The 11,982-nt window shown below is 63.0% G+C and carries 10 protein-coding genes; all 10 read right to left on the minus strand.

Annotation, left to right across the window (positions count from 1 at the left end):
• Nucleotides 1–20 precede the first annotated feature (20 nt).
• The 10 genes from AC097O_RS02860 to glmS all read right to left on the minus strand — a co-directional run bounded on the left by AC097O_RS02860 (nt 21) and on the right by glmS (nt 11,971).
• Nucleotides 21–1,010 (minus strand): GlxA family transcriptional regulator, encoded by a 990-nt coding sequence (locus AC097O_RS02860; protein ID WP_479591375.1) that lies wholly within the window; start codon nt 1,008–1,010, stop codon nt 21–23.
• On the minus strand, nt 1,007–1,858 hold the full coding sequence (locus tag AC097O_RS02865) for an ABC transporter permease (protein ID WP_479591376.1): 852 nt from the start codon (nt 1,856–1,858) through the stop codon (nt 1,007–1,009). The genes AC097O_RS02860 and AC097O_RS02865 overlap by 4 nt, the downstream gene beginning before the upstream one ends.
• A complete protein-coding gene (locus tag AC097O_RS02870; protein WP_479591377.1) occupies nt 1,855–2,703 on the minus strand; it encodes an ABC transporter permease in 849 nt (282 codons plus the stop codon). The genes AC097O_RS02865 and AC097O_RS02870 overlap by 4 nt, the downstream gene beginning before the upstream one ends.
• Nucleotides 2,704–3,807 carry a quaternary amine ABC transporter ATP-binding protein gene (locus AC097O_RS02875; RefSeq protein WP_479591378.1) on the minus strand — a complete coding sequence of 368 codons (1,104 nt, stop codon included), beginning with the start codon at nt 3,805–3,807 and terminating at the stop codon, nt 2,704–2,706.
• Nucleotides 3,808–3,905: 98 nt separating this feature from the next.
• Nucleotides 3,906–4,757 (minus strand): glycine betaine ABC transporter substrate-binding protein, encoded by an 852-nt coding sequence (locus tag AC097O_RS02880; RefSeq protein WP_479591379.1) that lies wholly within the window; start codon nt 4,755–4,757, stop codon nt 3,906–3,908.
• An 89-nt stretch (nt 4,758–4,846) separates the two neighbouring features.
• Nucleotides 4,847–6,193, minus strand: a complete 1,347-nt coding sequence (locus AC097O_RS02885; RefSeq protein ID WP_479591380.1) for an NAD(P)/FAD-dependent oxidoreductase — start codon at nt 6,191–6,193, stop codon at nt 4,847–4,849.
• Nucleotides 6,190–7,704, minus strand: a complete 1,515-nt coding sequence (locus AC097O_RS02890) for an aldehyde dehydrogenase (RefSeq protein WP_479591381.1) — start codon at nt 7,702–7,704, stop codon at nt 6,190–6,192. The genes AC097O_RS02885 and AC097O_RS02890 overlap by 4 nt, the downstream gene beginning before the upstream one ends.
• Nucleotides 7,705–7,839: 135 nt before the next feature.
• Nucleotides 7,840–8,724, minus strand: coding sequence for a dihydrodipicolinate synthase family protein (locus AC097O_RS02895; RefSeq protein WP_479591382.1), 885 nt, complete (start codon nt 8,722–8,724; stop codon nt 7,840–7,842).
• A 243-nt stretch (nt 8,725–8,967) separates the two neighbouring features.
• Complete coding sequence (locus tag AC097O_RS02900; protein ID WP_479591383.1) at nt 8,968–9,924, minus strand: LysR substrate-binding domain-containing protein; 957 nt, start codon at nt 9,922–9,924, stop codon at nt 8,968–8,970.
• Between the two features lie 166 nt (nt 9,925–10,090).
• Nucleotides 10,091–11,971, minus strand: coding sequence for a glutamine--fructose-6-phosphate transaminase (isomerizing) (gene glmS, locus AC097O_RS02905; RefSeq protein ID WP_479591384.1), 1,881 nt, complete (start codon nt 11,969–11,971; stop codon nt 10,091–10,093).
• Nucleotides 11,972–11,982: the final 11 nt, after the last annotated feature.

The following is an 11,982-nucleotide window of genomic DNA, read 5'->3' on the forward strand; positions in this document are numbered from 1 at the left end:
CTCCGACATCCGCATGCCGTTCAGACTTGGCTAGAAACCCCGCTGCTTTGCCCGCGTACGCTGGATGGTGTGACCCCAAACTCGGCCCGAAACCGGCTGGCGAAATGCGACTGGTTTTTGTAGCCGCACTTCAGCGCCACGGCATACAGCGGCTCGGTGGCGGTGCGCAGCAACTGCCTGGCCCGGGCCAGGCGGAACTTCTCGCCAAAGACTGCGGGCGTCATGCCCAGGTCGCGCAGAAACAGGCGTTCGATCTGCCGCGCACTCAGGTGAATGCGCTCGGCAATGGCATCGATGGTCAGAGGCTGGTCGCATGACTGCTCAATCAGCAGCACGGCTTTGCGCACCCGCGCGTCGATCTTGCCTGGTGTGGGCAGCGATAACGGCTGCGGTGTGGTGGCGGGCAAAGGCTGGTCTTCGATCAGGATGCGCAGCGCTTTCTGAGCCTGGCCGCTGCCGAAGTGCAAGGCGATGAGGTGCGAAGCCGCGTGCACGACGCTGGTGCCACCGGCGCAGGTGATGCGCTGGTGGTCCACCACGAACAGCTCCGCCGATGTGGCGGCAATGTCCGGAAACTCGGCCACAAAAGCCTCGTGGTGGAACCAGCTGACACAGCACCTGCGGCCCTGCATCAGCCCGAGCCGGGCCAGTACAAAGGACCCCGTACACAAGCCCACCAACGGCACCCCCAATCCGTCGGCTCGTAGCAAAAATTCCTGTAGGGGCTGCGGGCAAGGTGGGCCATTGGTCAACCCGCCCACCACCACCACGTAGTCGAAATGGGCGGGGTCCACAATCTCGGCGGTGGGCATGACCTCGATGCCCGCGCTGGAGCGGATGGGCCGCATGTCGTGGCTAAGAATGGTCCAGCTGCAGTGGATGGGGCGGCTACGGTCGCCGTCGTCGGCGGCCAGCCGCAAGGCATCCAGAAAGGCAGACAGCGCCACCAAGGTAAAACTGGGACACAGCACAAACCCCACCGACAGCGTGGCCCGGGCCGCGCCGTTCATTTTCTCGCGCCCTTGGTATTGCGTTTGCCCTGCAAGGCAGCCCGCGACAAACGGTCCAGCAGCAGCGCTACGGCCACGATACACAGCCCCGAGCGCAGGCCCAGGCCCATGTCCATGCGCGTCAGCCCACGGGTCACTTCGGCCCCCAGACCACCCGCTCCCACCAGCCCCGCCAGCACCACCATGCCCAGGGACATCAGAATGCACTGGTTCAGGCCGAGCAGAATCGTGGGCTTGGCAGCCGGGATCTCAATCTTGAACAGAATGGTGTTGCGGGTGGCACCCAGTGCTTGGCCCAGCTCGATCAGTTCGCGGGGCACTTGCTTGAAGGCCAGGGTGGTAAGCCGGAGCATGGGCGGAATGCCGTAGACCACGGTAGCGATCAAGGCCGGGACACGGCCCAGGCTGAAGAAGATCACCGCCGGTATCAGGTAGACCCATGGCGGCACGGTCTGCATGATGTCGAGCACGGGACGGACGGCGGCCTCCAGCCGCTTGCTGCGCGATGCCAGCACGCCCAGCGGAAAGGCCACTACTACCGAAATGCACACCGACACGGTCACCAAGGCCAAGGTTTGCATTGCACCGGTCCACAGGTTGGTCAACACACAAAAGCCCAGCGTTGCCAGGCACATCAAAGCGGTGCGCCCGTGGAGCAAGACCGCCACAACCACCGTCACGGTAGCGATCATCCCGTAGGCAGGCACGGCCAGCAGTCCGGCCTCCAGGCTGTCAAGCACGGCTTCAAGCACCTGGCTGATCAACAAGAACACAGGGTGCAGATTGCGGTTGAGCCAATCGACAGCCGGGGCCACCAGTGCACCTGGCGAAAAAGTGAAAGGGGTCATTGGGTGCTCCCAGTGCGGGTTTTGGCGGCGCTTTGGGTCATGCGGTCCAACACCATGGTGAGGATGACAATCGCCACCGTAGCGTCGATGGACTGCGCGATATTGAGGGTGCGAATGGCGCCGTAGATGGTCTCGCCCAGGCCGCCCGAGCCTACGATGCCCGCGATCACTACCATGCCAAACGCCATCATCAGGCTTTGGTTGATGCCCGCCATGATGCTGGGCACCGCAAACGGCAAGCGGATCTTGAAGAACATTTGCAACGTGGTGGTGCCGGTGGCCTGCCCCAACTCGATGAACGCATGGGGTGTGCGGCGGATGCCCAGCGAGGTCAGCTTGAAGGCGGGCGGAATCGCCACGATGACGGTGGCCACCAGCGCCGTGGCCGGCCCGTAGCCCATCAACGCAATGGCAGGCAGGAGGTAAATGTACGGTGGCAGGGTCTGCACCATGTCGAGAAGTGGTTCCACCAGCCTGTCGAGTGCGGGAAAGAATCCTGCAATCACCCCCGCCGGAATGGCAAACACCAAAGCCAGCGTGGTAGCGGCCAACACCAGAGCCAGTGTGTCCATGGTGACCGACCACAGGCCCATGGCGGCACAGGCCAACATGCCAACGCCGGCCAGCACGCCAAAGCCCAGGCCCACCAGCCACCAGCCCAGGGCCAGGATGAGTGCGCAGACCAGGTAAAAAGGCGGGGTGGACAGCGCCCAGTTGATGGCGTGGTAGAGGCCCTCCAGACCGCTGCGTGCGGTGTTGAAGATGTTGCCCGCGTTGTCACTTAGGTGGGCCAGCGCGGCCTCGACACGGGCATCGAAGTCGGCGGCGAATTGTTCGGTGTCCATTCAGCCCGCCTTTGCCTGTGGTTCTGGTTCAGGCTGCGCTGCAGCGCCCTTGAAACCCATCAACAGGGTCTGTACAGTCACGATGCCCAGAATGCCATCCCCCTGGGTGACGGCAATGGCTGCGTCCTTGGCCACCAGCATGAGGGAGATAAGGGCATCCAGATCGGCCTCGCTGCTGGCGCGCGGTAGCTGCGCAATGTCTACCTGCGGATGTGTGGCCTGGTACTGTGCGACCGGGCAGACCACCGAGTGGGCCTTGACCAGGTGCAAGGGCGAGATGCCACCCACAAATTCACGCACGTAGTCGTTGGCGGGGTGCATCACGATGTCTTCAGCGGTACCGGTTTGCACGATCACGCCGTCTTTCATGATGGCGATGCGGTCGCCAATGCGGATGGCCTCTTCCAGATCGTGGGTGATGAAGACTGCCGACTTGCCCAGCTCTTTGCTCAGTTGCCGGAACTCGTCTTGCAACTGGCGTCGAATCAGTGGATCGAGCGCGCTAAAGGGCTCGTCCATCAAAATGATGTCAGGGTCGGCCGCTAGGGCTCGGGCCAGACCCACACGCTGCTGCATGCCGCCCGAGAGCTGGCCCGGATAGCGGTTCGCCCAGTCGGAGAGTCCTACCTTGGCCAGCGCCCTTTCGGCCACCTTGAGCCGTTCGGCCTGTGCTACGCCTTGCACCTCCAGGCCGAATGCCGTGTTCTCCAGCACGGTGCGTTGCGGTAGCAGAGCCACGCTCTGGAACACCATGCCAATGTGCTTGGCACGCATGGCGCGCAGCTCCTTGGCGTTCATGTCCATCAGGTTCTGGTTCTTGATGCGGATAGAGCCGCCACTCGGATCAATGAGCCTGTTGAGCATCCGGATCAGCGTGGATTTGCCGCTGCCCGACAAGCCCATGATGCAAAAGATCTCACCCTTGCGCACCTGCAGGTTGACGTTGGATACGCCGACCACGCAGTCAAATTCCTGCAGCACCTGGGTCTTCGTCAACCCCCGTGCCTCAATCGCCTGCAGGGCCTGGGGTGCTTTGTCCCCGAATATCTTCCACATTGATCGACAGTCGATCAGTACTTCATCCACGCCGGTGTCTTGCTTCATCATGATTGCCCCATTTACCGCTCTGGCGGCATCGACTGGCTGCTTGTGCCAGCCGCTGCGACCGTTTCATTGGGAAATACCTTGGCGGTATCTCCGGCTTATTCCGCCTTGATGTTTTTCCAACGTTTCATCAGGTCGGCGTTGGCATCGGTCCAGTCTTTCACGGCGACATCCATGGTCTTGCCATCTTTGACGGCACCGTTGATCTCGGTGATGGCTGGCAACGGTACATAGACGCTGGAAATCACTTCACGGGCACGGGGGTAGCTGGCGGAGAAACCCTTTTGGCCAATCCAGTAGTAGCCCTGGGCCGGGGGAAAAACGCCTTTGGGGTCACGCAAGAACTTCACGTCAAACTTCTGCATCATCCAGGAGGGGTCCCACAGCGTGGCAACGATCCACTCTTTGCGGTCGATGGCCGATTTCAGGGCTGCCGTCATGGCTGCCGTACTGCCTTCCACCAACTTGAGCTTGAGGCTGTATTTGCTAACGGCACTGGTGGCATCCCGCATCAGACCCGAGCCTGGTTCGATGCCAATGATCTTGCCGCCGAACTTGGCGGCATTGGCATTAAGCTGCTCAATGGAGTCGATGGGCACGTACTTGGGCACAACGAAAGCCTGGTACAAACCGTGCGATACCGGAGAAATTTTCTCCAATCGGGCCTTATTTTTGTCCCAGAAATCGTGGGCTGCGTAATCTGTCTGCGAGGCCAGCATCTGGATGTCACCCTTGGCCAGAGCCGCATAGGCAATGCCCCATTCGGCGAAGGTGGTGACCTTGACGGTGTAGCCCTGGTCCTCCAACGCCTTCTTGGTGATGCCGGTGATGGGTGTGAGGTCCTCCCAGGACAGTGTCCCCATAGAAATGGTTTTTTCCTCTGCTTGTGCCGAGAAAGTGGCCATACCGGCCAGTGCCAGGGCACATAGTGTTTTCCAGAAACGCTTCATACGAGACTCCTTACCTTGCTTACATTGAAAGTGTGAAGACTGGCTTGCGGCCAGAACTTCGCTGTTGCGACAGCCCGTTGCATGCGGTTTCATGCTTCGCGGCCTGCGCGCAATTCCTGCCACCGGATCACCGCATTGATGCCCAACCAGGCCATGGGCTCGGGCGGGATTCTTTGCGGGGCGGCTTGATTTCTGAAGGACTCCAGGGCCAGGGACTGGACCCCGGCTGCCAGGTCTACGGCCATCACCCCGGCCAGCGTGCTTTTGACGGTGCCCAGGCCGTTCTCACAGCAGGCCGAATACAGGCCGTCGTCGATCTCGCCGAAGGCGGGTACGTTGTTGCGGCTCAGGCACAGGCGGCCTGCCCAGCTGTACTCCAGTGGCACCGCGGCCAACTCGGGAAACCGGGCCACAAACGATGCGCGTTGGTCGGCGGCAATGCCCGCCACCCGCGCCGGAGTCACCTGCATGCTGGGGTCGTAGGTAAACCGGGTGCGCACGACGATGCGGCTCTTGCCCTGGTCGGAGATCTTGCGCACCGTGGCCCCCATGGGGTCGGCTGGCAGCAGCGCCCAGCGGGGCGCACCGGAAGCATTCTGGCCAAAGCCGGTGGAGTCAAAGGCAGCCGTCATCGATGCATAGGTGAACACGTGCATCAACCGGCCCTTGAAGTAGCCAAAGTCCTGGATGTGCCCGTTGACGGCCAGGATGACTTTAGGAGCGGTCACCGCGCCCTGGGGCGTACGCACCGTCCACACCTGGCCGGTGCGCTCCAGGCCTGTCACCGGCGAGTTTTCATAAATCTGCACCTTGGCATGCAAACCTGCCGCAAACGAGCGGATGTACTGCGCGGGCTGGATCAGCACGGCACCCGGTGTTTTCAGGCCGCCCAGGTAGTAGCGGCTGCCGGTGATCTCGCGCATGGCCTGCGCGTCGAGCAGGGTGCTGGCTTCACCAATACGTGCCAGCGACGCGGCGTACCGCGCGTTGAAGCCCATGCCCCGTGGAGTGGCGGCGGCGTTGATTTTTCCGCAGGGGTCGAAAGTGGCTGCGTCCATGCCGTATTCCGCGGCTGCCGAGGCGGCAAACTCGATGGCAAAACGGTTCTGGGCAATTTCCAGCGCCGTGGCCTCTTCGCCTGCGGCCGAGTATTCGCCAGACGACAGGTTGTGCGGCACATCGATCATGTAGCCAGAGTTACGCCCGGCAGGCCCTTCGGCCAGCGCCTTGGCATCGAGCACCACCACCTTGTCCTTCGGGCGCATCTGGGTCAGCCTGCGTGCCGCAGACAACCCGGCAAAACCGCCCCCCACAATCACCCAGTCCGCCTGCATGGGCGCATCGAGCACCCGCAGGGGATGCTGGCGCGCGCAAATCGCCTCCCAGCCCGAGCGGCCGGTTTCCACAGGCAGGCGTTTGACGCTCAGGCGGGTCATGGGGCGCTGGTCTCGGCGGGTTCCGACACATCAATCCACACCGTCTTGATCTCGGTGTACTGGTCGTGCGCATGGATGGATTTGTCGCGCCCGCCGAACCCGGACTCCTTCTGGCCGCCGAAGGGCGTGGAGACATCGCCCTCGCCAAAGCAGTTCACGGTCACGGTGCCGGTGCGGATCTCGCGCGCCAGCTTCATGGCATGGCGCTGGTTGGCGGTGAACACCGATGCGGCCAGGCCGTAGTCGCTGTCATTGGCCAAGGCAATGGCTTCCTGCACCGTGGTAAAGGTAGTGACGCACAAGACCGGGCCAAAGATTTCTTCGCGGAACAGGCGCGACTGGCGGGTTACGCCATCGATCACCGTGGGTTCGACAAAGATGCCGCCGCTGGCCGTGCCGCCAAACACCACAGTGCAGTTTTCTGCCTTCGCCAGTTCCAGGTACGACACCACCTTTTGGTAGTGCGCGGTGCAGATCAGCGCCCCAATGCGGTTTTGCGGGTCCAGCGGGTCGCCGGTCTTCCAGGCCGCCAGGGACTTGCCGATTTCGGCGAGCAAGGCATCTTTGATGGATGCGTGGACGATCAGGCGGGAGGTGGCCGAGCAGTTTTCGCCCATGTTCCAGAAGGCCCCGTTGGCCACGTGTTGGGCCACCGCTGCCAGGTCTTCCGCATCGGCCAGCACGACGGCAGGATTTTTTCCACCGCACTCCAGCACGATGCGCTTGAGATTGGAGTCGGCGGCATAGCGCAGAAAGCGCCGCCCCGTGGCCGTTGATCCGGTGAAGCTCACCATCGCCACGTCCGGGTGCAGGCCAAGGGGTTCGCCCGCATCCTTGCCCGTGCCCGTGACCACGTTGAACACCCCGGCCGGAATACCCGCCTGGGCCGCCAGCTCCGCCACGCGCAGCGTGCTCAGGCTGGTCAACTCGGCGGGTTTGACGATCACCGAGCAGCCCGAGGCCAGTGCCGGGCCGATCTTCCAGGCCAGCATCAGCAGCGGAAAGTTCCAGGGCAGCACGCAGGCCACCACGCCAATGGCTTCGCGGGTGATGAGTGCCAGGGTGCTAGGGCCTGCAGGTGCGGTGGTGTCGTAGATCTTGTCGATCAGCTCGGCGTGCCAGCGCAGCGTTTTCACCGTCTCGGGCACATCCACCGCCGCGCATTCGCAGACCGGTTTGCCACTGTCCAGGCTTTCCAGCACTGCCAGTTCCTGCTGGTGGTCTTCGACCAGTTGCGCCAGACGCAGCAGCGTGGCTTTGCGCTCAGCGGGGTGCAGCTTGCTCCAGCGGCCATCCTCGTACGCCGTCTTGGCCGCTTGCACCGCCACATCCACGTCGGCGGCGCCACAGGCCGCAATCTCGGCCAGCACCTGGCCTGTGGCCGGGTTCAGGGTGGCAAATACCTCGCCCGAGAGCGCGGGGCGAAACGTACCGTCGATGTAGGCCTGGGTCGGGAAGGACAGGGCCTTCGCGATGGCGATGTAGTCGGTGTGGGTGGGCAAGTCACTCATGGTGGGTTCCTGAAGATGTAGGCTCAACAATTCGCCCAGACGCGGCTCTCCCTGCGCAGGCTTCTGCGCTATTCAAAATGGGAGGGAGCCGGGCTGGCTAGGTGGTCAAAAAGGGCGCAGTTATCCAGACCTGTGTCAGGCCTGCATCAGGTGCTCGTACACCCGCTGGAACTGGGTTTTCTCGTCCGCGCTTAGCGGCAGCAAGGGGCGGCGCGTCACGCCCACCGGCGTACCGGCCAGCTCGCAGCCGTACTTCACGTACTGGCAGAACTTGCCGCCCTGCTCCAGCAGATTCAGCATTGGCAGGAAGCGGGCCGCCAGTGCCCGGCCAGCGACCATGTCCTGGTCCACCACGCAGGTCTTGTACAAGGCCACATGCTGCTGCGGGGCGAAGTTGGAAGCCCCTGCCGTCCAGCTGCGTGCACCCCAGGCAAAGAACTCCAGCACCTGGTCGTCCATGCCGCAGCTCACCTGGAGCTGGTCTGCGTGCTCGGTGATGAGGCGGTGCATGCGCTCCACCGAACCCGTGCTCTCCTTGATGGACTGGAAGTTGGGGCGGCTGCGCAGCGCGTTGATGAAATCAAAGCCCATCTCCGTGCCGGTGCGGGCCGGAAAGTTGTAGAGCATGGCGGGCAGGTTCAGGGCGTCATCCACCGCCAGGGCGTGGGCCAGCAGCTCTTGTTGCGTGGGCTGGCAGTAGTAGGGGGCGGCCAGCAGAATGCAGTTGTAGCCCACATCCTTGGCGTAGCGGCCCAGGTCCAGCGATTCATCGGTGCTGGTGGCGTTGATGCCCGCCATCAGCGGCAGGCGGCCCCGGTTCAGCTTGGCGATCACATCCAGCAGTTGCTTGCGCTCGGCATTGCTCTGGGCGTAGTACTCGCCGGTGGTGCCGCCAACGATGATGCCGCTCACCGCGTGCCGCACCAGGTTCTCCAGCAGCGGTTCGAGTGCTGCGGTATCGATGTTGCCGTTTGCCCCGAAAGGGGTTGCGATCGGTGTCCAAATGCCGTCAAAGTTCATGCTTCTTCCTTGTGTTTGCGCGTCCAGCATGGCTTGCTGAACAGGCCTTAAGGTTAGGTTGAATGCCCATGTCACACAAACGACATTTCCGTCCTGCGATCGATAACGGCAGGTAATGGATCAGTATTAACCCTGAAAAAATAAGCAGGTAAAGCACCGTTGCAGTGCAGTTCGAGGGGCTGTGTGGTGCATGCCTGCAGGCCCACGCACAGCCGGGGTGCTGGCTTGCAAAACCTGGCAGTTTCAGCCGGGAAACTGGCCCAGGATCCAGTCGCGAAACGTCGAGCAAGCCGCGTTGTGCTCCACATCCGAGCGGATGCTCAGGTAGTGGCACCGCTCGGTGTGCGACACCTCTTCGGCAATCGGGCGCACCAGCAGGCCATCGGCCACCAGATGGCCCACCAGGTGGTCCCAGCCCAGCACCACACCCTGGTGTTGCAGCGCCAACTGCACCAGCATGTTGTAGTCATTGGTGCTGAACGGCGGGCGGGCAGCCGGAGCGCGTTCACCCAGGTCGATGCCGTGGAAAGCCAGCCACACCGACCAGTCAATGTGCTCCGCCAGTTGCGAGCGCCCATAGGGGCTGAGGTCCAGCAGATCCGCTTCCCGCAGGCTCTGTAGCGTGCGCAGCGTGGGGTGCTCGTCCAGGTACTGCGCCGAGCACACCGGGTAGATCAGGTCGTGGAAAAGCCGCACACTGCTGTACCAACTGCGCACATGGGCCATCTTGGAGATGAACACGTCCGGGCGCAGGCTGGACTCCATCGCCAGATAGTCTTGCGTCACCACCACGCGCAGCTCAATCTCGGGGTTGGCGTAAAAGAAATCCGGCAGCCGGTCTTGCAGCCACAGCGACGCAAACGCGGGCGAACAGCAAACCGTCAGCGTGTGCCGCGCCCGGTCCTTGGAGCGCAGCCGCTCCGCCGCCTGCGAAATGTTGATGAACGACAGTTGCGCAGCGTCAAAAAAAACCAGCCCATCGGCACTGAGCTTGACCGTGCGCCCCGAGCGAATGAAAAGCTCCGTCCCGAGATGGTTTTCCAGCTCCCGGATCTGGCGGCTGATGGCGGCTTGCGTTACGCAGAGCGCTTCGGCCGCCCGCGTAAAGCTCTGGTACTTGGCCGCCGCCACAAACGACTTGATAGCCCGCAGCGAGGGCATGCGGACCAGGGTCTGGTCGGGGTCGGAGCGTGGTTCCATGGTGGTCAATAGCCGCGTAGGTGGTGCATGGCCAATGGTAGTGCGCCTGGGCCGGTGGAGCGGCTCAGGCTATTTTCTAGCCAAATCGGCCTCTAGCGCTTTATTTATAAGCGCCGCTAGCTATATAAAAAATAGTGAATTCTGATAAGACATATGGATGCCCCCGTCATTCGACGGTCACGCTCTTTGCCAAATTACGCGGCTTGTCCACATCCGTCCCCCGCGCGCAGGCCGTGTGGTACGCCAGCAATTGCAGCGGCACCACGTGCAGGAGCGGTGACAGCGCGCCGTAGTGTTCGGGCATGCGGATCACGTGCAGGCCTTCGCCGCTGGCGATGTGGGAGTCGGCATCGGCCAGCACGTAGAGCACGCCGCCGCGGGCGCGGACTTCTTGCAGGTTGCTCTTGAGCTTTTCGATCAGCGTGTCGTTGGGGGCCACGGCCACCACGGGCATTTCGCTGGTCACCAGGGCCAGGGGGCCGTGCTTGAGCTCGCCTGCGGCGTAGGCTTCAGCGTGGATGTAGGTGATTTCCTTGAGCTTGAGCGCGCCTTCCAGGGCGATGGGGTAGTGCAGGCCACGGCCCAGGAACAGGGCGTTTTCTTTGGGGGCGAAGTCTTCGGCCCAGGCGATGAGCTGGGGCTCCAGCGCCAGCACGGCTTGCAGGGCGGCGGGCAGGTGGCGCATGGCTTTGAGGTGACCGGCCTCTTCTTCGGCGCTCAGGCGGCCCTTGGTTTTGGCCAGGGCCAAAGTCAGCAGGAACAGGCCCGCCAACTGGGTGGTGAAGGCCTTGGTGGAGGCCACGCCGATCTCGACCCCGGCGCGGGTGATGTAGGCCAGCTCGCACTCGCGCACCATGGCCGAGGTGGAAACATTGCAGACCGTCAACGTGTGTTGCATGCCCAGGCCCTGTGCGTGGCGCAGGGCGGCCAGGGTGTCGGCAGTTTCGCCCGACTGGGTGATGGTGACGATCAGGGTCTTGGGGTTGGGCACCGAGTCGCGGTAGCGGTATTCGCTGGCAATTTCCACCTGGGTAGGCACCTTGGCGATGGATTCCAGCCAGTACTTAGCGGTGCAGCCGCTGTAGTAGCTGGTGCCGCAGGCCAGGATGAGGACCGAGTCGATGTCGGCAAACACCTTGGCGGCATCGCCACCGTTGGGGCCGTCAAACAGGCCGGGCACGATGGCGGTCACGCCTTCCAGCGTGTCGCCGATGGCGCGGGGCTGCTCGAAGATTTCCTTTTGCATGTAGTGGCGGTACGGGCCCAGCTCGGCCGCGCCGCTGTGGGCGTGCACGGTTTTAACGGTGCGCTGGGTGGGCTTGTGGGCCTTGTCCACGATCCAGTATTTGCCCAGTTGCACGTCCACCACGTCGCCCTCATCCAGGTAGACGATCTGGTCGGTCACGCCAGCCAGCGCCATCGCGTCGCTGGCCAGAAAGATTTCGCCCTGGCCCACGCCCAGGATCAGGGGCGAACCGGCGCGCGCACCGATGATGCGGTGCGGCTCGTCTTTGCTGAACACGGCAATCGCGTAGCCGCCGCGCAGTTGCAGCACGGTGGCTTTGACGGCTTCGAACAGGTCGCCGTTGTACAGGCTATCGACCAGGTGGGCGATGACTTCGGTGTCGGTCTGGCTGGTGAACACGTAGCCCTTGGCTTGCAAGGCGGCGCGGAGTTCGTCGTGGTTTTCGATGATGCCGTTGTGCACCAGGGCGATACGGCCCACGCGGTCGGCGGCATCTTTGCCAGGGCCGTGGCTGAAATGGGGATGGGCGTTGTGCACCGCCGGTGCGCCGTGGGTGGCCCAGCGGGTGTGGGCGATGCCGGTGCCGCCTTCGATATGGTCCTCGGCCACCTGGGCCATCAGCTCGGCCACGCGCGAGGTGCTGCGGGCGCGGCGCAGGGCACCGGTGTTTTGCGTGGTCTGGCCGTTGTCCTGGATGGCCACGCCGCAGGAGTCATAGCCCCGGTACTCCAGCCGTTGCAAACCCTGAACCAGGATAGGGACGATATTGCGGGTAGAGACTGCGCCGACGATGCCACACATAAAAACTCCAG

It is taken from the genome of Rhodoferax sp. LS1P39, from assembly GCF_056521425.1.

Bases quoted from the DNA above. Each gene is read 5' to 3' on its own strand.
- AC097O_RS02885 (WP_479591380.1), bottom strand. From the start codon at position 6,193: ATGACCCGCCTGAGCGTCAAACGCCTGCCTGTGGAAACCGGCCGCTCG.
- AC097O_RS02860 (WP_479591375.1), bottom strand. From the start codon at position 1,010: ATGAACGGCGCGGCCCGGGCCACGCTGTCGGTGGGGTTTGTGCTGTGT.
- glmS (WP_479591384.1), bottom strand. From the start codon at position 11,971: ATGTGTGGCATCGTCGGCGCAGTCTCTACCCGCAATATCGTCCCTATC.
- AC097O_RS02890 (WP_479591381.1), bottom strand. From the start codon at position 7,704: ATGAGTGACTTGCCCACCCACACCGACTACATCGCCATCGCGAAGGCC.
- AC097O_RS02865 (WP_479591376.1), bottom strand. From the start codon at position 1,858: ATGACCCCTTTCACTTTTTCGCCAGGTGCACTGGTGGCCCCGGCTGTC.
- AC097O_RS02870 (WP_479591377.1), bottom strand. From the start codon at position 2,703: ATGGACACCGAACAATTCGCCGCCGACTTCGATGCCCGTGTCGAGGCC.
- AC097O_RS02880 (WP_479591379.1), bottom strand. From the start codon at position 4,757: ATGAAGCGTTTCTGGAAAACACTATGTGCCCTGGCACTGGCCGGTATG.
- AC097O_RS02900 (WP_479591383.1), bottom strand. From the start codon at position 9,924: ATGGAACCACGCTCCGACCCCGACCAGACCCTGGTCCGCATGCCCTCG.
- AC097O_RS02895 (WP_479591382.1), bottom strand. From the start codon at position 8,724: ATGAACTTTGACGGCATTTGGACACCGATCGCAACCCCTTTCGGGGCA.
- AC097O_RS02875 (WP_479591378.1), bottom strand. From the start codon at position 3,807: ATGAAGCAAGACACCGGCGTGGATGAAGTACTGATCGACTGTCGATCA.